Below are 19,831 nucleotides of genomic sequence, written 5' to 3'. Positions count from 1 at the left end.
AACAACTGTTCCCGGCCAAAGATCCCCACATAGTCGACCCGGGAGCACGTTCGTGGCAGCTCTTGCACGCTGGTGTGTCCAACGCCGCCTCGTCGCCGTACTGCTCTGGCTGCTCGCCTTCGGCGGAGTGACCGCCGCAGCCGCCGTCACGGGCACCGCGTATTCGAACGACTACAACGTCCCCGGCACCGAATCGGGACGCGCCACCCAGCTCCTGGAGGACGGCTTCCCCGGCCTCGGCGGCGACAGCGACACCGTCGTCTGGCACACCACGTCCGGCACCGTCCGCGCCGCCGACGTCGAACAGACCATGACCCACACGCTGGACAAGATCGCGGAACTGCCCGGCGTCGCGGCCGTCGGCAGCCCGTACGGCAAGCAGGGTGCCGCCCAGATCAGCGAGGACGGGCACACGGCGTACGCCACCGTCACCTTCGACGACAGCGCCGAGAACCTCGACAAGGGCGAGGCGCAGGCCGTCGTGAGCGCCGCGAAGGCCGCCGAGGCCGACGGGCTCCAGGTGGAGCTGGGCGGCACCGCTGTCGGGCTCACCGAGTCGCCGGGCGGGCACATCGCCGAGATCGTCGGCGTGGCCGTCGCCGCGGTCGTGCTGTTCCTCGCCTTCGGCTCGCTCGCCGCCTCGCTGCTGCCCATCGCCACCGCGCTGGTGAGCGTCGGCACCGCCTACGCCGGCATCGCGCTGCTCGGGCACGCCATGACCGTCGCCGACTTCGCCCCCATGCTGGGCATGCTCATCGGGCTCGGCGTCGGCATCGACTACGCGCTGTTCATCGTCACCAGACACCGGCGCGGGCTGAAACGCGGTCTGTCCGTCGCCGAGTCGATCACGAACGCCGTGTCCACCACCGGACGCGCGGTGGTGTTCGCGGGCGCGACGGTCTGCATAGCCCTGCTCGGCATGCTGATCCTCCAACTCAGCTTCCTCAACGGCGTCGCGATCGCCGCCTCGCTGACCGTGGTCCTGACGGTCGCGGCCTCCGTGACCCTGCTGCCCGCCCTGCTGTCCTTCATCGGCATGCGCGCCCTGAGTCGCCGCGAGCGGCGCCGGCTGGCCGAGCACGGGCCCGAGCCCGAGCTGCCGACCGGGTTCGCCGCCCGCTGGTCGGCGTTCGTGGAGCGCCACCCCAAGGCGCTCGGCGCCATCGCCCTGGCCGTCATCACGGTCCTCGCCCTGCCCACCCTCGGCCTGCGCCTGGGCACCTCCGACCAGGGCAACAACCCCGAGTCCTCGACCACCCGCCAGGCCTACGACCTCCTCGCCGACGGCTTCGGCCCTGGCGTGAACGGCCCCCTCACCCTGGTCACCGAGGTCGACGGCGCCGACGACAAGCTCGCCCTCGACAACCTCGACGCCACCCTGCGCGGCACCGAGGGCGTCGCGGCGGTGACCCCGGTGACGTACAACACCGGCGGCGACACCGCGTACCTCACCGTCGTACCGGAGTCCTCCCCGCAGTCGCAGCAGACCAGTGACCTCGTGGACCGGCTCCGCTCCGAGGTGCTGCCGCACGCCGAGACCGGCACCTCGCTGGATGTGCAGGTCGGCGGCATGACGGCCGGCTACGACGACTTCGCCGACGTCATCGTGGGCAAGCTGCCGCTGTTCGTCGGAGTCGTCATCGGCCTGGGCTGTCTGCTGCTCCTGCTGGCCTTCCGGTCCGTCGGCATCCCGCTGAAGGCCGCCGCGATGAACGTCGCAGCCGTCGCAGCCGCCTTCGGCGTCGTCGTCGCGATCTTCCAGTGGGGCTGGGGGAGCGAGCTGCTGGGCCTGGGCCGCGCGGGCCCGATCGAACCGTTCCTCCCGGTCATCATGGTCTCGGTGCTGTTCGGCCTGTCCATGGACTACCAGGTGTTCCTGGTCAGCCGGATGTACGAGGAGTGGCTGGAGACCGGTGACAACCGGCGGGCCGTCCGGGTCGGCCTCGCCGAGACCAGCCGGGTGATCAACTCCGCCGCGGTCATCATGATCTCGGTGTTCCTCGCCTTCGTCCTCAGCGGCGACCGCGTGATCGCCATGTTCGGCATCGCCCTCGCCGCCGCCGTGGCGCTGGACGCCTTCGTGCTGCGTACGCTCCTCGTCCCCGCCCTGATGCACATGCTCGGCGGCGCCAACTGGTGGCTGCCCCGCTGGCTCGACCGGCGTATGCCCCGCATCAGCATCGAGCCGCCCGAGTCCCGTGCCGCCCATGAGAGGCTGGCCGCCGCGACGGACGCCGAAGTGGCGGACGTGCTGGCGGAGGAGGAGCGACAGCGGGATGTACGCGATATCGCTGGGTGACGACGGAGCGGAACTGCGGCCCCTGGAACCCTGGCACGCGGAGGAGTTCCTGGCGCATCTGAACCGGGGCAGGGAGTTCATCGGGCAGCACATCCCGTTCGGGGCCAAGGCCGTCGACGTCGACTCCGCACGGGAACTCCTTCAGTCGTACGCGGACAAGCGCGCCGCCGATGCCGGCAGCCTGCACGGCCTGTGGCTGGACGGAAAGCTCGTCGGCGGCGTGCTGTTCCTGCACTTCGACGCCGAACGGGGCACCTGCGAGGTCGGCTGCTGGCTGGAGCCGGCGGGCGCGGGGCGCGGACTGGTCACGCGTGCCATGCGGGTCCTCATCGACTGGGCGGTTGACGTGCGCGGCATCCACCGTGTGGAGTGGCAGGCGTCGTCCGCCAACGAACCGAGCATCAACGTGGCGCGGCGGCTGGGCATGACGCGTGACGGCGTGCTGCGACAGAGCTTCCCCTATCGGGGAGTGCGCCAGGACCTCGAGGTGTGGTCCGTCCTCGCCCCCGAGTGGCGTGAGGCACGCGCGCGTGCCGCTCACAACGACCATGAAGAGTCCTCTCGATCGTCACGCGATCATTAAGAGACCTCTCAGACAGCGTCCGTACGGTGCGAGGCATGGGAACGAAGACAGTGGACGAGACCGGCGCCGACACCGGCACCGAGGCGAAGACCGACGAGGAGAAGGTGGACGTCGTCAAGACGACCGACGCGACCGGCTCCACCGACGCCGACGAGGTGACGGAGACCGACGAGGCCGAGGCCGGGGACGAGGTGACCGCTGAGGCCACGGAAGAGGGCCCCACCGGCGTCGGCCAGGGCGCGGGGGCGGTGGTCTCCGCGGCGCTGGGCCTCGTCTCCCTGACCGGTGGCTGGATCGGCACGGTCGCTGCCGCGCGCGAGACCCTGGTCGGCCAGCTGGAGACCGCCCAGAGCGCGAGCGTCGCCAAGCAGATCAAGGAGGTCTACGGCGACGCCTGGCAGACCTCCGCCCTGTGGGCCGGCGTGTTCGCGCTGGCCGCGCTGATCGTCGGCGTCGTGGTGCTCGCCCGGCCCGCGTTCGGGGCGCCCGGCAAGCCGCAGGCCCCTTGGATCAAGTCGGTCGCCTGGGGCGGCGTCGCGCTCGGCGTCATCGGCCTGCTGCTGGCCGTGCTCAAGTACACCGACGCGCTGCTCGGCCTGCCGTCAGCGAGCTGAATCACCGCAGGTCCCGAGGGGTCTCAGAGCCGCCGTAAGCACCTTAGGCGGCGCCTGAGGCCCCTCATGCGTGTCTAAGGCCCCTCCCACCGGCGAAGATGCGGAACTCTCCCGATGTGGCGGACCCCCCTGGGAGACGAAGGTTGAGGCATCGCAGCGAGCGAAGCCGAGTCAACCGACTCTCACCAGGAAGAACGAGGCATCTGCCATGTATGAATACGAGTTCCACCACCTCCGCTCCGCCGACCTGATCCGCCGCGCCGAACACGAGCGCATGGTCCGCGAGGCACTCCGCGCCCGCCGCGCGTCCGCGGAACGCTCCGCCAAGGGTGCGGCGGAGAAGGAGTCGCATACGTCCCGCCTCCGCAGGAACCGACACCCACGCACCGCGTGAACGCGATGGCTGCGGGGGCGGAGCTTCTCGACGCCGGTCCGGGCATTCCAGCCCGTCCGGTGCTTGAGGACGAGGCCCCTTCAGGGCCGAAGCGGGGGTCCGGGGGCGGCAGCCCCCGGAAAACCGGTGCCGGACTGTCAGCGGCGCATGCGATGCTCGCCCCCGTGGAGAGCAGGTCCGTAAGCCCCGTGTTCGTCGGCCGCACAGCCGAGTTGGAGACACTGAACGACGCCCTCGCCCAAGCCGCCGCAGGCAACCCGCAGGCCTTGGTGATCGGCGGCGAGGCCGGCGTCGGCAAGACGCGCCTCGTCGAGGAGTTCGCCACCGCCGCCGCCCGCGAGGACGCCGTGGTGGTGCTCGGCGGCTGCGTCGAGATCGGCGCCGACGGGCTGCCGTTCGCCCCCTTCTCCACCGCGCTGCGCGCCCTGCGCCGCGAACTGCCGGACGAGCTCGCCGCCGCGGCCGCCGGCCAGGACGAGGAACTGGCCCGGTTGCTGCCCGAGTTGGGCGAGACGTCTCCGGCCCGGGGGACGGACCGTTCCGACGAGGAGGGCATGGCCCGCCTCTTCGAGCTGACGGCCCGCCTGCTGGAGCGCGTCGCCGCCGCACGCACCGTCGTCGTCGCCCTGGAGGACCTGCACTGGGCCGACGCCTCCACCCGCCACCTCCTCGCCTACCTCTTCCGCACCCTGCGCACCGGCCGCCTCGTCGTCCTGGCCACCTACCGTTCCGACGACATCCACCGCCGCCACCCGCTGCGCCCGCTCCTCGCCGAACTCGACCGGGTGCGCACCGTCCGCCGTATCGAACTCGGCCGCTTCAACCGCGCCGAGGTCGGCCGTCAGATCGCCGGCATCCTCGCCACGGAACCCGACCCGGCCCAGGTCGACGAGATCTTCGAACGCTCCGACGGCAACGCCTTCTTCGTCGAGGAACTCGCCTGCGCCGCCCACGAGGGCTGCCGCCCCGGCCTCACCGACTCCCTGCGCGACCTGCTCCTGGTCCGCGTCGAGGGGCTGCCCGAGAGCGCCCAGCGGATCGCCCGGATCGTCGCCGAGGGCGGCTCCACCGTCGAGTACCGGCTGCTCGCGGCCGTCGCCCAGCTCGCCGAGGACGACCTCATCGAGGCGCTGCGGGCCGCCGTGAACGCCAACATCCTCATCGCCGCGCCCGACGGCGACGGCTACCGCTTCCGGCACTCCCTGGTCCGCGAGGCCGTCGGCGACGACCTGCTGCCCGGCGAGCGTTCCCGCCTCAACCGCCGCTACGCCGAAGCCCTGGAGGCGGACCCGACGCTCGTCCCGGCCGACGTGCGCGTCATGCGGCTGGCCAGCTACTGGTACCACGCCCACGATCCGGCCAAGGCCCTGCCCGCCGTCCTGGACGCCTCGGTCGCCGCCCGCCGCCGGCACGCCCACTCCGAGCAACTGCGGCTGCTGGAACGCGCGATGGAACTCTGGGACTCCACCCCCGAGGACGTACGGGCCACACTGCGCCCCGTCGACTACACCGAGGTCTATCCGCCCTGCGGCTGCGACCCCGAGACCGCCCCCCTGCGCTACCTCGACCTGATGGCCGAAGCCGCCGTCGCCGGCCGGCTGTGCGGGGAGCGCGAACGGGCCCTGAAGATCACCAAGCGGGCCCTGCACCTGCTGGAGGAGGAGGGGGATCCCCTCCGCGCCGCCTGGTTCTGGGTCCAGCGCTCCCGCCTGGTCCAGGCGCAGGCCCGCGGCGACGGCTGGAAAGAGCTCGGCACGGCACGGGAGTTGGTACGCGGTCTGCCACCGTCCGAGGTGCACGCCGAGGTACTGGCCATCGCGGCCAACTGGTCGATGCTGCGCAACCCGGGACCCGAGGCCATGTCGGCCGCCGAGCGCGCCGTCGAGTACGCGCGCATGGTCGGCGCCGAGGACATCGAACTGAACGCGCGCCTCACGCTCGGCGGACTCATGGTCGACGCCGGGCAGATCGAGGCCGGACTGGCCCAGATGTACGACGTCAGGAACGAGGTGCTGGCGCGCGGCCTCACCGCCGTGGTCGGGCGCAGCCATGTGAACCTGCCGTCCGTCCTGGAAGGCATCGGCCGGTCCGAGGAATCCGCCGGCATCCTGCGGGAGGGTCTGCGGCTGACGCAGACGATGGGCCTGCGCGACTCCGAGGCCTGGGTCTGGACGAACCTCGCCGAGTCACTGATCTCCCTGGGCCGCTGGGACGAGGCCGCCGAGGCCGCGGTCAACGCGCGGGGCACGGGACAGTCCGCCAAGCCACGCGGGGGAGGCTCCAACTGGCTCGGCCACCTCGCGCTCGCCCGCGGCGAGGTCGCTCAGGCCGCCCGCCATCTCGCCGCCGCCCGCGCCTCCTACGGCAGTCACGACCCCATGCCGCAGAACAACCTGCCGATGTCCTGCCTCGCCATCGGCATAGCCGCCGCAGAGGGCCGCCTCCTCGACGCCCGCACGGAGACCGACCGGGCCCTGAGCGCCGGCTTCCCGCCGGGCACCCATCGCTACGCCTGGCCGCTGCTGCGGGCCGCCGCCGTCGCCGAGTCCGACGCCCGCGCGCTGCCCGCCGCGCAGGAGGGCCGTGCCGCCTTCCTGGAACGGCTCTCCGAAACCGTCCGCAAGCTCACCACCGGCGTGCCCCTGTGGCTGGCATACGAGAAGTGGACCCGAGCCGAACTCGACCGCGCCGACAGCCGGGCCACCCCCGATACCTGGTCGGACGTGGTCACCGCCTTCGAGGCCCTGGAGCGCCCCTACGACCTCGCCCGGGTCCGCCACCGCCTGGCCGAGGCCCTGCTCGAGATCGGCGGCGACGACGAGCGCGCCCGCGCCGCGGAACTGCTCCGGCTGGCCCGGGCCACCGCCACCCATCTGGGTGCCCGCCCCCTCGCCGACGCCACGGCCCAGCTGGCCCAGCGAGCCCGCCTCGCCCTCACGGCAGCCCCGCCCCCGCCCGACCCGTCCGACGCCCTCGGCCTCACCACCCGGGAGCGGGACGTCCTGCGCCTGGTCTCCGCCGGCCGCACCAACCGCCAGATAGCCGAGGAGCTGTTCATCTCCCCGAAGACGGCCAGCGTCCATGTCTCGAACATCCTGGGCAAACTCGGTGTCTCGGGACGGGGCGAGGCGGCCGCGGTGGCGCATCGGATGGGGTTGTTTCCGGCCGAAACGCTCACGTCCGGGACGCGCAGCTGAGGCTTACGCTGTAAAGGACGTCGGTCCAGGGAGGATCCGTGTTCAACGCGTTCGAGGAACTCTTCGCCCCGGGCCGCAAGCACACCCGCGACGAGCAGAACCGCCTGGAGCTGACCCGCGAGGACGTCGGCGACAACGACCCCGGGCGCGGTCCGATAGATCTCGCGTCCGGGAAGGTCGTCGTACGGCCGCCCGAGCCGTCGGCCGAGCGGGACGACGCCGAGGACGACGCGGAGAGGTGACAGGGGGCGGATCAGCTCACCTGCACCTCCAGGATCCGGTCGTCCCCGTCCTTGGGGCTGCCCCGCCCGTCCGTGTTGCTGGTCGTCAGCCACAGCTTGTCGCCGCCCGCCGCGACGACCGTGCGCAGGCGGCCGTACTCGCCCTCCAGAAACGCCTGCGGGTCCGCCGAGGCCTCGGTCCCCTTCAGCGGGATGCGCCACAGGCGCTGCCCCTTCAGCCCGGCCATCCAGATGGAACCCTCGGCGTGCGCGATGCCGCTGGGGGAGGCGTCGTCGGTGGCCCACTGGGCCAGGGGGTTGTGATACTCGGCCTTGTCGGACTTGCCCTCGGCCTCCGGCCAGCCGTAGTTGTCGCCCGGCTTGATCGCGTTCAGCTCGTCCCAGGTGTCCTGGCCGAACTCCGCGGCGAACAGGCGCTGTTCGGAGTCCCAGGCCAGGCCCTGCACGTTGCGGTGGCCGTAGGTGTACACGGGCGAGTCGGGGAAGGGGTTGCCGGGAGCCGGTTCGCCTTCCGGGGTCATGCGCAGGATCTTGCCGCCCGTGGACTCCTTGTCCTGGGACAGGCCCGTGTTGCCGCTCTCGCCCGTGCCCGCGTACAGCATCCTGTCCGGGCCGAAGGCGATTCTGCCGCCGTTGTGGATGAAGCCCTTGGGGATGCCCTTGAAGATCGTGTCGGGTGCGCCCAGTTGATCGCCGGACGGCCTCTGCTCGTCGTACAGCATGCGGACGATGCGGTTGTCCGAGGCGGAGGTGAAGTACGCGTAGACCATGTGGTCCGAGGCGTAGTCCGGCGACAGGGCCAGGCCCATGAGGCCGCCCTCGCCCGCCGGGTCGACCCCTGGTACCTCGCCCAGCTCGGTCTTCTTGCCCGTCTCCGCGTCGACCCGCGTGATCGTGGCCTCGTCGCGGGAGGAGACGAGCAGGTCGCCGTCGGGGAGCGGGGCCAGGCCCCAGGGGGTGTTCAGCCCCTCGGCGACCGTGCGCACGACCTTGGCCGTGCCCTTCGCGGGCGGCGTCCCGGCCGCGTCACCGGTGGGCGACGACCCCCCGGCCGTAGCGGTGCTCGACGCCGCGCTCTTGCCCTCGCCCGGTGATCCCCCGTCGTCGGAGGAGCAGCCGGCCGTCAGCAGAAGCGCGGCCGCGGCCCATACGGCCGTCACAGCTCGAGGATGCACGATCACGGTCCCTTCGACGCGGCCGGTTCTACTCTTCATACACCGCTCGCGTCTCAGAGGTTCCCGATCCATGAACCTCGAATCAGTGCCGCCCGGCCTTCGGCGGACGTCAGTCCCAGGACCCCTGTGCCCCCGGCAGCTCCGCCACCTCCGCCAGGTCCTCCTGAGTCAGCCGCACCCCTTGGGCCCCCGCGTTCTCCGTCACCCAGCGCTCCTGCTTGGTGCCGGGCACCGCGACGACATGCCGTCCCTGCGCCAGCACCCACGCCAGCGCCACCTGAGCGGGCGTGACCCCGGCACCGTGGCGGGCCGCTATTCGGCGCAGGCCGGCCACGATCGGCTGGTTCGCCGCCATCATCTCCGCGGTGAAGCGGGGGTGCCGGGCGCGGACGTCGTCCGGTTCGAAGCCCTCGCCGGGGGTCAGCGTGCCGGTGAGGAAGCCGTTGCCCAGCGGCATGGCCGCCAGGAAGCCCACGCCGCGCGCCTCGCACCACGGCAGCAGCGCCTCCAGCGCCTCCGGCGACCACACCGAGAGCTCCGCCTGCACGGCGCTCACCGGGAAGACCTGCTGCACCCGCCGCAGCTGACGGATCGTCGCGTCGTGCAGCCGGGTTCCGGAGCGGCGGCCACCCCGCGCGCCCACCGCGCACAGCCCCAACGCCCGTACCTTTCCGGCCTGTACGAGCTCCGCCATCGCACCCCACGTCTCCTCGACCGGAACTTCGGGATCCGCGCGGTGCAGTTGATAGAGGTCGATGACGTCCGTCTGCAGGCGGCGCAGGGAGGCGTCGCAGGCCCGCTTCACATAGCCGGGGCGGCCGTTGGCCACGATGTGCTGTTCGCCGACCAGCAGACCGACCTTCGTGGAGACGAACGCGTCCTGGCGGCGCTCCTTCAACACCCGCCCCACCAGCAGCTCGTTGGTGAACGGACCGTACATGTCGGCCGTGTCCAGCAGCGTCGAGCCCAGATCGAGCGCCCGGTGCACCGCCCTGACCGACTCCTCGCCCCGCTGCCGCGACGAGCTGTACGCCCAGCTCATCGGCATGCACCCGAGCCCGACGGCTCCCACCGCGAGCGCCGCCGCGCCGATCGTCCTGCGCTCCACCTGGCCGTAACCCTCCCTCTTTCGGCACCCCAACCTAACCTCTGAACTCCTGTTCGCCTGACATAGCCTCCTGACATGACTGGTGACGTATGGCTCCCCCTCCCGCCGGACGAGATCGAAGGACTCCCGGAGGGCCCCGAGTACCGCTTCTGGAACGGCGCCGAGGACTTCCCCGCCGACCCGGCCGACTGCGTCTTCTACGTCGTCCCCTACATGAAGGCGCCCGAACTCGGGCAGCGTCCCCTGCCGCGGATGACCTCCGTGGAGGTCGTGCAGACGCTGTCCGCCGGCACCGACCACGTGGAGGCGGGCCTGAAGCACCTGCGCCCGGGCGTGCGGCTGTGCAACGCGCGCGGGGTGCACGAGGCGAGCACCGCCGAGCTCACCCTCACGCTGATCCTCGCCTCGCTGCGCGGCATCCCCGACTTCGTGCGGGCGCAGGACAAGGGGGAGTGGCTCGGCGGATTCCGGCCCGCGCTCGCCGACAAGAACGTCCTCATCGTGGGATACGGCTCGATCGGAGCCGCGATCGAGGACCGGCTCGCACCCTTTGAACTCGCGCGGGTGGCGCGCGTCGCGCGCTCTGAGCGCACCACGGCGCGCGGACCAGTGCATCCGCTCACCGAACTGCCCGCCCTGCTCCCGGAAGCGGACGTCGTCATCCTCTCCACGCCCCTGACGGACGCCACCCGCCACCTGGCGGGCGCCGGCTTCCTCGCCCGGATGAAGGACGGGGCGCTGCTGGTCAACGTCGCCCGCGGAGCCGTCGTCGACACCAAGGCGCTGCTCGCCGAGCTGGAGACCGGGCGCATCACCGCCGCCCTGGACGTCACCGACCCCGAACCACTGCCTCGGGAGCACCCTCTGTGGCGTGCGCCGGGCGTGCTGATCAGCCCGCATGCGGGCGGACCGACGTCCGCGTTCCTGCCGCGCGCCAAGCGGCTGCTGGTGGACCAGTTGCGTCGTTATGTGAACCGGGAGCCCCTGCGCAACGTGATCCTTACGACGGGCGTGACGCGCGCGTGACGTTCACCGGCTGAACGTCGCACGCGTGCCGCGCCCGGCAACCGCAACCATCCATTCACGCGCTTCGAGTACCCTCCGCAACCTCACGGAAGCGGTCCGTACTCGCATATGCGCTGGTCGTCACGGAGCGTAGAGGCGCTATGTCCCTGAGTGACGAGACTGGTGTATCGTCCGGACAGGGGTTGCGCCGCGCACTGTCGGCGCCGGGGATGGACATTTCAGATGTGTGAGGGGGGCGACGGGCGATGCACGGCCTATGGACGAGCGATCCGACGCGGCGGGGCCGCCGCCGGCGACCCTGGCGTACGGCCGCGCGCAGACGCGGCCACCACGACACTCACAACTGCCGCCACACCCCTCACCACCGCAGGCACAGCAGCCGCAGGCGGCATGCCCAGCCGGCGCACCGGGACCCTCGGGATCCGGGAGCGGCGCGGACCGGGAGGCTCCGGTGAGCTCGCCGCCGCCCCCCACGACCACCCTCGACTCGGCGCTGAGGCCCCAGCCGTCGCCGGCGGCGATGCTGCCCCGCCTTTCGTCCCCGGGCGGCTCGGGACTGGTTCCGCAGCTCGCTCTGGCCCTGGTGTGCGCGGGATACGCCGTCGGTTCCGCGCTCGGCTGGGGTTCGGACCGACTCGCCCTGATCATGGGCGACTTCGGGCTGGCCGCCGCCGCCGGCGCCGCCGCCGTGTCGTGCTTCCGCTACGCCCGTAGCCGCCGTATCCGCTTTCGACCCGCCTGGCTGCTGTTCGCCCTCTCCTCGGCGATGGCGGCCCTCGGCAACCTGGTCTGGGGGTGGTACGAGGTCGTCCTGGAGCGGCCCGTGCCCAGCCCCTCCTACGCCGACGGGTTCTTCCTGTGCTTCGCGCCCCCCGCCATCGTGGGACTCCTGGTGCTCGCCAAGCGCCCGGTGACGAAGGCCGGCTGGGTCTGCCTCGGGCTGGACGCCTGGCTGATCGGCGGCTCGCTGCTGACCCTCGCGTGGAGCCTCGCCCTCGCCCAGGCCGCCAAGATCGACTCCGGGGCAGGGGCGAGCGTGGCGCACACCGCGCTCTCGCTCGCCTACCCGCTGCTCGACATCGCCCTGGTCAGCATGGTGCTCGCGTTGCACTTCCGCCGCTCCTCGGCCAACCGCACGGCGGTCAACACCGCGATCGGCGCGCTCGCCCTGACCGTGATGTGCGACGCCCTGTTCACCTCGCCGCTGCTGCACAACAGCTACCGCTCGGGCCAACTGCTCGACGCGGGCTGGTTCGCCGGTTCGCTGCTCCTGGCGTACGCCCCGTGGGCCGCGCCCCGGCGCGGGCGCGCGGACGCCGACCGGTGCGAAGGAGCGGGCCACACGCGCGTGGTGCACGAGCACGTGCCCGGACAGCGCTCCCCGAGCCACCACCACCCGCCCGCGCAGGGAGGTGATCTCACCCGGTACCCGGCCACGCGGCCGATCGCCGGCTCCCTGGCCGCGCTCACCCCGTATCTGGCCGCCGCCGTCTGCACGCTGGGGATCCTCTACAACGTCCTCAACGGCCGCAGCGTCGACCGCGTGGTGCTCATCACCGGCGGCACGGTCGTCCTCGCCCTCGTCGTGCGCCAGGGCATCATGCTGCTGGACAACATCACCCTCACCCAGGAACTGGCGCAGAAGGAGAACCACTTCCGCTCCCTGGTGCAGGGCTCCAGCGACGTCATCATGATCGCCGCGCCCAACGGCATCCTCCGGTACGTCTCCCCGGCCGCCGCCGGCGTCTACGGCCGCCCCGCCGAGGAGCTGGTGGGTACGGAACTGGCCAATCTCATCCACCCGGAGGACCTGGGCTGCGTGGTGCACGAAGTGCGCCGCTTCCTCGCCGCCAGCCCACTTGAGGAACCCACTACGCGCATCGAGTGCCGCTTCCGGTCGGGGGAGGACGGCTGGCTCAATGTGGAGTCGACCGTCAACCGGCACCACGGCGGCCTCATCTTCAACAGTCGGGACGTGACCGAAAGAGTGCGCCTGCAGGCGCAGCTCCAGCACAACGCCGAGCACGACCCGCTCACCGACCTGCCCAACCGCGCGCTGTTCACCAAGCGCGTCCAGCAGGCCCTGTCCGGTCGCCGCGCCACCGACCGGGGCCTCGCCCTGCGCAACACGGCCGTCCTCTTCATCGACCTCGACGGCTTCAAGGGCGTCAACGACACGATCGGACACCAGGCCGGCGACGAGCTGCTCGTCCAGGCCGCCCGCAGACTCCACGAGGCGGTCCGGCACGGGGACACCGCCTCCCGGCTGGGCGGCGACGAGTTCGCGGCCCTGATCGCCGGGGACAACACCCGCGACCGCACCGCCCGTGAACGGCACATCCTGGAGCTCGCCGACCGCCTCAGGGTGACGCTGTCCCAGCCGTACGTCATCGACGGCAACGATGTCCGTGTCAACGCCTCCATCGGCGTCGCCTTCGCCGAGCCCGGCCTCGGCGCGGGGGAGCTGCTGCGCAACGCCGACCTGGCCATGTACCGCGCCAAGGCCGGCGGCAAGGGCCGCGTCGAGCTGTACAAGCCGCAGATGCAGCAGGACGTCGTCCGCAAGGCGGAGCTCGCCACGCGCCTGCGTGCCGCGCTGAACGACGGCGAGTTCGCGCTGCTGCACCAGCCGGTGGTGTGCCTGGCGGACGGCCGGATCACGTCGGTCGCCACCCAGGCGCGCTGGCGGTCCTCGCAAGGGGTGCTGTTCACGCCGGCCGAGTTCCTGCGGGTGTCCGAGGACAGCGACAAGACCGCCGAGCTGTGCCGCTGGATGCTGGAGGAGGCCGTCGAGCAGGCCGCCGAGCGCACCGCGACCGGGCTCGCCGTGCCCGTCGCCGTGCGGATGGGCGCGCGCAGGCTGCTGGATCGTTCGATGCCCCTCGGCTCGATCGAGGCGCTGCTGACCCGGCACGGGCTCCCGTCCGGCTCGCTGATCATCGAGCTGTCCGACCTCGACCCCCGTGTCTCGCTGGACGAACTGGAGCGCCGCCTCAGCGGCCTGCGCAGATGCGGTGTCCGGGTCGCCCTGGACGGCTTCGGCAGCGGATACGCGGCGATCACCGCCCTGCGCCGGCTTCCCGTCGACGTACTCAAACTCGATCGCAGCCTGGTCGAGGGAGTCGTCGAGTCCGCCCGCCTGCACAAGATCACCAGCGGGCTGCTGCGGATCGCCGGCGACCTCGGCCTGCAGTCCGTGGCCGACGGGGTGGACCTGCCCGAGCAGGTCGTCGCCCTGCGCGCGATGGGGTGCACCCACGGGCAGGGCATGGCGTTCTCCGGTCCGCTGGACGAGTACCGGCTGCGCCGGGCGCTCAATTCCGGCCACTATCCGGTGCCGCACGGACCGGTGGAGCCCGCGTTCGCGGGTGGCGGCTCGGGGGTGTACACCAGTGGTGTGGCCGCTGTTCTCGGAGGCGGCAGTGCCCTTCGCTCACATAATGAGACTCCCGTCCCACCCACTTGACAGTGAGTGTGTGCCGGGGAGAGGGTCAGTGCCATGCGCACCCGAATTCTCGTACTTGGAAAGCGCGTCGGCTGAAGCTGGTGACGTCCGGACGGACCCGGAACTCCCAGCGACCACACCCGGCGCGCTCCCCTCGCTTGCCTTTTGGCACGAGGGGTTTTTTGTTGCACAGGCACCAGTCGTGCAGCACCGAAACTCCGCTCAAACCTCGCAAAAAACCCTCAGCATCGAGAAGAGAATGCCGATGACCGAGCAGGCCACCGGGGCTCACCCGCAGCCGCGGCCCCGATCCGGAGGACACCAGTCCGCCCCCGAGCACGTCACGGGTGCGCAGTCCCTCATCCGTTCGCTCGAGGAGGTCGGCGCCGACACGGTATTCGGCATTCCCGGTGGTGCGATCCTTCCGGCGTACGACCCGCTGATGGACTCCACCAGGGTGCGCCACGTCCTGGTCCGCCATGAGCAGGGCGCCGGCCACGCGGCCACCGGCTATGCGCAGGCCACCGGCAAGGTCGGCGTCTGCATGGCGACCTCGGGCCCGGGCGCCACCAACCTGGTGACGCCGATCGCCGACGCACACATGGACTCGGTGCCGCTCGTGGCGATCACCGGGCAGGTGGCCTCCAAGGCGATCGGCACGGACGCCTTCCAGGAGGCGGACATCGTCGGCATCACGATGCCGGTCACCAAGCACAACTTCCTGGTCACCAAGGCCGAGGACATCCCGCGGGTGATCGCGCAGGCGTTCCACATCGCCTCCACCGGCCGCCCCGGCCCCGTCCTGGTCGACATCGCCAAGGACGCCCTCCAGGCGCAGACCACCTTCTCCTGGCCGCCCACCATGGACCTGCCCGGCTACCGGCCCGTCACCAAGCCGCACGCCAAGCAGATCCGCGAGGCCGCCAAGCTGATCACCGCCGCGAAGCGCCCCGTCCTCTACGTCGGTGGCGGCGTCATCAAGGCCGGCGCCACCGCCGAGCTGAAGGTCCTCGCGGAACTCACCGGAGCGCCCGTCACCACCACCCTGATGGCGCTCGGCGCATTCCCCGACAGCCACCCGCTGCACGTGGGAATGCCGGGCATGCACGGTGCGGTCACCGCCGTCACCGCGCTGCAGAAGGCCGACCTGATCGTCGCCCTCGGAGCCCGCTTCGACGACCGCGTCACCGGCAAGCTGGACAGCTTCGCCCCGTACGCCAAGATCGTCCACGCCGACATCGACCCGGCCGAGATCGGCAAGAACCGCGCCGCCGACGTGCCGATCGTCGGGGACGCCCGCGAGGTCATCGCCGACCTGGTCCAGGCCGTCCAGAAGGAGCACGCCGAGGGTCACCAGGGTGACTACGCCGCCTGGTGGAACGACCTCAACCGCTGGCGCGAGACCTACCCGCTCGGCTACGACCAGCCCGAGGACGGCTCGCTGTCCCCGCAGCAGGTCATCGAGCGCATCGGCCAACTCGCCCCGGAGGGCACGATCTTCGCGGCGGGCGTCGGCCAGCACCAGATGTGGGCCGCGCACTTCATCCAGTACGACAAGCCCGCCACCTGGCTGAACTCCGGCGGCGCCGGAACCATGGGCTACGCGGTCCCGGCCGCGATGGGCGCCAAGGCCGGAGCCCCGCAGCAGACCGTCTGGGCGATCGACGGCGACGGCTGCTTCCAGATGACCAACCAGGAACTCACCACCTGCGCCCTGAACAACATCCCGATCAAGGTCGCCATCATCAACAACGGCGCCCTCGGGATGGTCCGCCAGTGGCAGACCCTCTTCTACAACCAGCGCTACTCCAACACCGTGCTGCACTCCGGCCCCGAGGCCGACGGCAAGCAGCCCAGCGCCGGCACCCGCGTCCCCGACTTCGTGAAGCTGTCGGAGGCCATGGGCTGCTACGCGATCCGCTGCGAGGACCCGGCCGACCTCGACAAGGTCATCGAAGAGGCGAACTCCATCAACGACCGCCCGGTCGTCATCGACTTCATCGTCCACGAGGACGCGATGGTGTGGCCGATGGTCGCCGCCGGCACCTCCAACGACGAGATCATGGCCGCCCGGGACGTCCGCCCCGACTTCGGCGACAACGAAGACGACTGAGCGAGAGAGACGTAAAAAGACCATGTCCAAGCACACGCTCTCCGTCCTGGTGGAGAACACGCCGGGCATCCTCGCCCGGATCGCCGCCCTGTTCTCCCGCCGCGGCTTCAACATCGACTCGCTCGCGGTCGGCGTCACCGAGCACCCCGACATCTCCCGCATCACCATCGTGGTGAACGTCGAGGACCTGCCCCTTGAGCAGGTGACCAAGCAGCTCAACAAGCTCGTCAACGTGCTGAAGATCGTCGAGCTGGAGCCCGGTTCGGCCGTTCAGCGCGAACTCGTTCTGGTGAAGGTGCGGGCCGACAACGAGACCCGCTCCCAGATCGTGGAGATCGTCCAGCTGTTCCGCGCCAAGACCGTCGACGTCTCCCCGGAGGCCGTCACCATCGAGGCCACCGGCTCCAGCGACAAGCTGGAGGCCATGCTGAAGATGCTGGAGCCGTTCGGCATCAAGGAGCTGGTCCAGTCCGGCACGATCGCGATCGGCCGCGGCGCCCGCTCGATCACGGACCGGTCGCTGCGCGCCCTCGACCGCTCGGCATGAGCACGCGTTCGGACGGTCGGGTGACACCGGCCGTCCGGATTCCGCCCGTATAGCGAGACCCCGAAACTTCCCTTCCCCCCGCCGTCATACGGTGGGACGCAACACCTGCACTCAAGGAGAGAACCCAAAGTGGCCGAGCTGTTCTACGACGCCGACGCCGACCTGTCCATCATCCAGGGCCGCAAGGTCGCGGTCATCGGTTACGGCAGCCAGGGCCACGCCCACGCGCTGTCGCTCCGTGACTCGGGTGTCGACGTGCGTGTCGGTCTGCACGAGGGCTCCAAGTCCAAGGCCAAGGCCGAGGAGCAGGGCCTGCGCGTGGTGACCCCGTCGGAGGCCGCCGCCGAGGCCGACGTCATCATGATCCTGGTGCCGGACCCGATCCAGGCCCAGGTCTACGAGGAGCACATCGCCCCGAACCTGAACGACGGCGACGCCCTGTTCTTCGGCCACGGCTTCAACATCCGCTTCGGCTTCATCAAGCCCCCGGCCGGCGTGGACGTCTGCATGGTCGCCCCGAAGGGCCCGGGCCACCTGGTGCGCCGTCAGTACGAGGAGGGCCGCGGCGTTCCCTGCATCGCGGCCGTCGAGCAGGACGCCTCCGGAGGCGCCTTCGCGCTCGCCCTGTCGTACGCCAAGGGCATCGGCGGCACGCGTGCCGGCGTCATCAAGACGACCTTCACCGAGGAGACCGAGACCGACCTGTTCGGTGAGCAGGCCGTCCTCTGCGGTGGCACCGCCGCCCTGGTGAAGGCCGGTTTCGAGACGCTGACCGAGGCCGGCTACCAGCCGGAGATCGCGTACTTCGAGTGCCTGCACGAGCTGAAGCTGATCGTGGACCTCATGTACGAGGGCGGCCTGGAGAAGATGCGCTGGTCGATCTCCGAGACCGCCGAGTGGGGCGACTACGTCACCGGCCCGCGGATCATCACCGACGCCACCAAGGCCGAGATGAAGAAGGTCCTCGCCGAGATCCAGGACGGCACCTTCGCGCAGGCCTGGATGGACGAGTACCACGGCGGTCTGAAGAAGTACAACGAGTACAAGAACGCCGACTCCGAGCACCTGCTGGAGACCACCGGCAAGGAGCTGCGCAAGCTCATGAGCTGGGTGAACGAGGAGGCGTAAGCCTCACGTCCGTGGCGGTACCCTCGGCAGGGGGTACCGCCACGGGGCTTTGCCCACGGACCCCCGTAGAAGACCCCATATATCCCCGTAGAAGGCCCCGCATAAAAGGCCCCATACAAAATGGAGTTTCTCGTCCGGGTGATCCTTCCGCAGAGGCGTAAGACGACCTCCGCCACGGCACTACACTGCCGTACTACATACGCGTCAGGCCCACAGCGTCGTGCGTCTTCCACGCGGCTAGCACCCCTCCACCGCCTGCGGCCGTCGGGACGGCCGTCCGCATTGGACTTGTGAGGACTCACGTGAGCTCGAAACCCGTCGTACTCATCGCTGAAGAGCTGTCGCCCGCCACCGTCGACGCGCTTGGCCCCGACTTCGAGATCCGCCACTGCAACGGAGCAGACCGAGCCGAGCTGCTCCCGGCCATCGCCGACGTGGACGCGATCCTGATCCGCTCCGCCACCAAGGTCGACGCCGAGGCGATCGCCGCCGCGAACAAGCTGAAGGTCGTCGCACGAGCCGGCGTCGGCCTGGACAACGTCGACGTCTCCGCCGCCACCAAGGCCGGCGTGATGGTCGTCAACGCGCCCACCTCGAACATCGTGACCGCCGCCGAGCTGGCCTGCGGTCTCCTCCTCGCCACCGCCCGCAACATCCCGCAGGCCAACGCCGCGCTGAAGAACGGCGAGTGGAAGCGCAGCAAGTACACGGGCGTCGAGCTGGCCGAGAAGACCCTCGGCGTGGTCGGCCTCGGCCGTATCGGTGCGCTCGTCGCACAGCGCATGTCCGCCTTCGGCATGAAGGTCGTCGCCTACGACCCCTACGTGCAGCCCGCGCGCGCCGCACAGATGGGCGTCAAGGTGCTGTCGCTGGACGAGCTGCTGGAGGTCTCCGACTTCATCACCGTCCACCTGCCCAAGACCCCCGAGACCCTCGGCCTCATCGGCGACGAGGCGCTGCGCAAGGTCAAGCCCAGCGTGCGCATCGTCAACGCCGCGCGCGGCGGCATCGTCGACGAGGAGGCGCTGTACTCGGCGCTGAAGGAGGGCCGCGTCGCGGGCGCCGGTCTGGACGTGTACGCGAAGGAGCCGTGCACCGACTCGCCGCTCTTCGAGTTCGACCAGGTCGTGGCCACCCCGCACCTCGGCGCCTCCACCGACGAGGCGCAGGAGAAGGCCGGTATCGCCGTCGCCCGCTCGGTGCGCCTCGCCCTCGCCGGTGAGCTGGTCCCGGACGCGGTGAACGTGCAGGGCGGTGTCATCGCCGAGGACGTCAAGCCGGGTCTGCCGCTCGCCGAGCGCCTCGGCCGTATCTTCACCGCGCTCGCCGGTGAGGTGGCGGTCCGCCTCGACGTCGAGGTGTACGGCGAGATCACCCAGCACGACGTGAAGGTGCTGGAGCTGTCGGCCCTCAAGGGTGTCTTCGAGGACGTCGTCGACGAGACGGTGTCGTACGTCAACGCCCCCCTCTTCGCGCAGGAGCGCGGTGTCGAGGTGCGGCTGACCACCAGCTCGGAGTCGACCGACCACCGCAACGTCGTCACCGTGCGCGGCACGCTCGGCAGCGGCGAGGAGGTGTCGGTCTCCGGCACGCTGGCCGGTCCGAAGCACCTGCAGAAGATCGTCGCGGTCGGCGACTACGACGTGGACCTGGCCCTGGCCGACCACATGGTGGTCCTGAGGTACGAGGACCGTCCGGGTGTCGTCGGCACGGTGGGCCGGATCTTCGGCGAGGCCGGCATCAACATCGCCGGTATGCAGGTGTCGCGTGCCGTCGCCGGTGGCGAGGCGCTGGCCGTGCTGACGGTCGACGACACGGTTCCCTCCGGGGTGCTGACCGAGGTCGCCGAGGAGATCGGGGCGACGTCGGCCCGTGCGGTGAACCTGGCGTAGGTCGCCGTTGGCCGGGGTGGCCGTCCTTGGGGGCTGCCGCCCCCGGACCCCCGCTTCGGCCCTTAAGG

Annotated in this window: 14 protein-coding genes; 12 read left to right on the top strand and 2 right to left on the bottom strand. The window is 70.9% G+C overall.

Annotated features, from left to right (window positions below):
* Positions 1-52 precede the first annotated feature (52 nt).
* The 6 genes from ACIBU0_RS27775 to ACIBU0_RS27750 all read left to right on the top strand — a co-directional run bounded on the left by ACIBU0_RS27775 (position 53) and on the right by ACIBU0_RS27750 (position 7,329).
* Positions 53-2,299 carry an MMPL family transporter gene (locus ACIBU0_RS27775; RefSeq protein ID WP_398823506.1) on the top strand — a complete coding sequence of 749 codons (2,247 nt, stop codon included), beginning with the start codon at positions 53-55 and terminating at the stop codon, positions 2,297-2,299.
* Complete coding sequence (locus tag ACIBU0_RS27770; RefSeq protein ID WP_398823503.1) at positions 2,277-2,882, top strand: GNAT family N-acetyltransferase; 606 nt, start codon at positions 2,277-2,279, stop codon at positions 2,880-2,882. Before ACIBU0_RS27775 ends, ACIBU0_RS27770 begins: the two co-directional genes overlap by 23 nt.
* Positions 2,883-2,917: 35 nt before the next feature.
* The gene (locus tag ACIBU0_RS27765; protein ID WP_398823500.1) at positions 2,918-3,496 is read left to right on the top strand and encodes a hypothetical protein; all 579 of its coding nucleotides are present in this window, start codon (positions 2,918-2,920) and stop codon (positions 3,494-3,496) included.
* Positions 3,497-3,704: 208 nt separating this feature from the next.
* The gene (locus ACIBU0_RS27760) at positions 3,705-3,890 is read left to right on the top strand and encodes a hypothetical protein (RefSeq protein ID WP_398823497.1); all 186 of its coding nucleotides are present in this window, start codon (positions 3,705-3,707) and stop codon (positions 3,888-3,890) included.
* 152 nt (positions 3,891-4,042) lie between these two features.
* Entirely contained in the window at positions 4,043-7,087 is a 3,045-nt protein-coding gene (locus ACIBU0_RS27755) for an AAA family ATPase (protein WP_398823494.1), read from the top strand.
* 38 nt (positions 7,088-7,125) lie between these two features.
* The gene (locus ACIBU0_RS27750; RefSeq protein WP_398823491.1) at positions 7,126-7,329 is read left to right on the top strand and encodes a DUF6191 domain-containing protein; all 204 of its coding nucleotides are present in this window, start codon (positions 7,126-7,128) and stop codon (positions 7,327-7,329) included.
* 11 nt (positions 7,330-7,340) lie between these two features.
* Here the strand turns inward: ACIBU0_RS27750 and ACIBU0_RS27745 are convergent, their stop codons facing one another.
* Complete coding sequence (locus tag ACIBU0_RS27745) at positions 7,341-8,543, bottom strand: PQQ-dependent sugar dehydrogenase (protein ID WP_398823488.1); 1,203 nt, start codon at positions 8,541-8,543, stop codon at positions 7,341-7,343.
* 70 nt (positions 8,544-8,613) lie between these two features.
* The gene (locus ACIBU0_RS27740) at positions 8,614-9,612 is read right to left on the bottom strand and encodes an aldo/keto reductase (protein ID WP_398823485.1); all 999 of its coding nucleotides are present in this window, start codon (positions 9,610-9,612) and stop codon (positions 8,614-8,616) included.
* Positions 9,613-9,687: 75 nt separating this feature from the next.
* Here ACIBU0_RS27740 and ACIBU0_RS27735 point away from each other — a divergent pair, with 75 nt between their 5' ends.
* The 6 genes from ACIBU0_RS27735 to serA all read left to right on the top strand — a co-directional run bounded on the left by ACIBU0_RS27735 (position 9,688) and on the right by serA (position 19,763).
* Positions 9,688-10,638, top strand: coding sequence for a 2-hydroxyacid dehydrogenase (locus ACIBU0_RS27735; protein WP_398823482.1), 951 nt, complete (start codon positions 9,688-9,690; stop codon positions 10,636-10,638).
* Positions 10,639-11,089: 451 nt separating this feature from the next.
* Complete coding sequence (locus tag ACIBU0_RS27730) at positions 11,090-14,104, top strand: putative bifunctional diguanylate cyclase/phosphodiesterase (protein WP_398823479.1); 3,015 nt, start codon at positions 11,090-11,092, stop codon at positions 14,102-14,104.
* Between the two features lie 238 nt (positions 14,105-14,342).
* On the top strand, positions 14,343-16,196 hold the full coding sequence (locus tag ACIBU0_RS27725; protein ID WP_398823476.1) for an acetolactate synthase large subunit: 1,854 nt from the start codon (positions 14,343-14,345) through the stop codon (positions 16,194-16,196).
* A 22-nt stretch (positions 16,197-16,218) separates the two neighbouring features.
* Entirely contained in the window at positions 16,219-16,743 is a 525-nt protein-coding gene (gene ilvN, locus ACIBU0_RS27720; RefSeq protein ID WP_003997672.1) for an acetolactate synthase small subunit, read from the top strand.
* A gap of 129 nt (positions 16,744-16,872) precedes the next feature.
* Positions 16,873-17,871 (top strand): ketol-acid reductoisomerase, encoded by a 999-nt coding sequence (gene ilvC, locus ACIBU0_RS27715; protein WP_398823472.1) that lies wholly within the window; start codon positions 16,873-16,875, stop codon positions 17,869-17,871.
* A 302-nt stretch (positions 17,872-18,173) separates the two neighbouring features.
* Complete coding sequence (gene serA, locus ACIBU0_RS27710; RefSeq protein ID WP_398823470.1) at positions 18,174-19,763, top strand: phosphoglycerate dehydrogenase; 1,590 nt, start codon at positions 18,174-18,176, stop codon at positions 19,761-19,763.
* Positions 19,764-19,831 lie beyond the last annotated feature (68 nt).

It is taken from the genome of Streptomyces sp. NPDC049627 (genome assembly GCF_044465645.1).
GTDB lineage: Bacteria > Actinomycetota > Actinomycetes > Streptomycetales > Streptomycetaceae > Streptomyces.
Note: the sequence above shows the minus strand (reverse complement) of the source record. Positions and strands in the feature narration are given on the sequence as shown.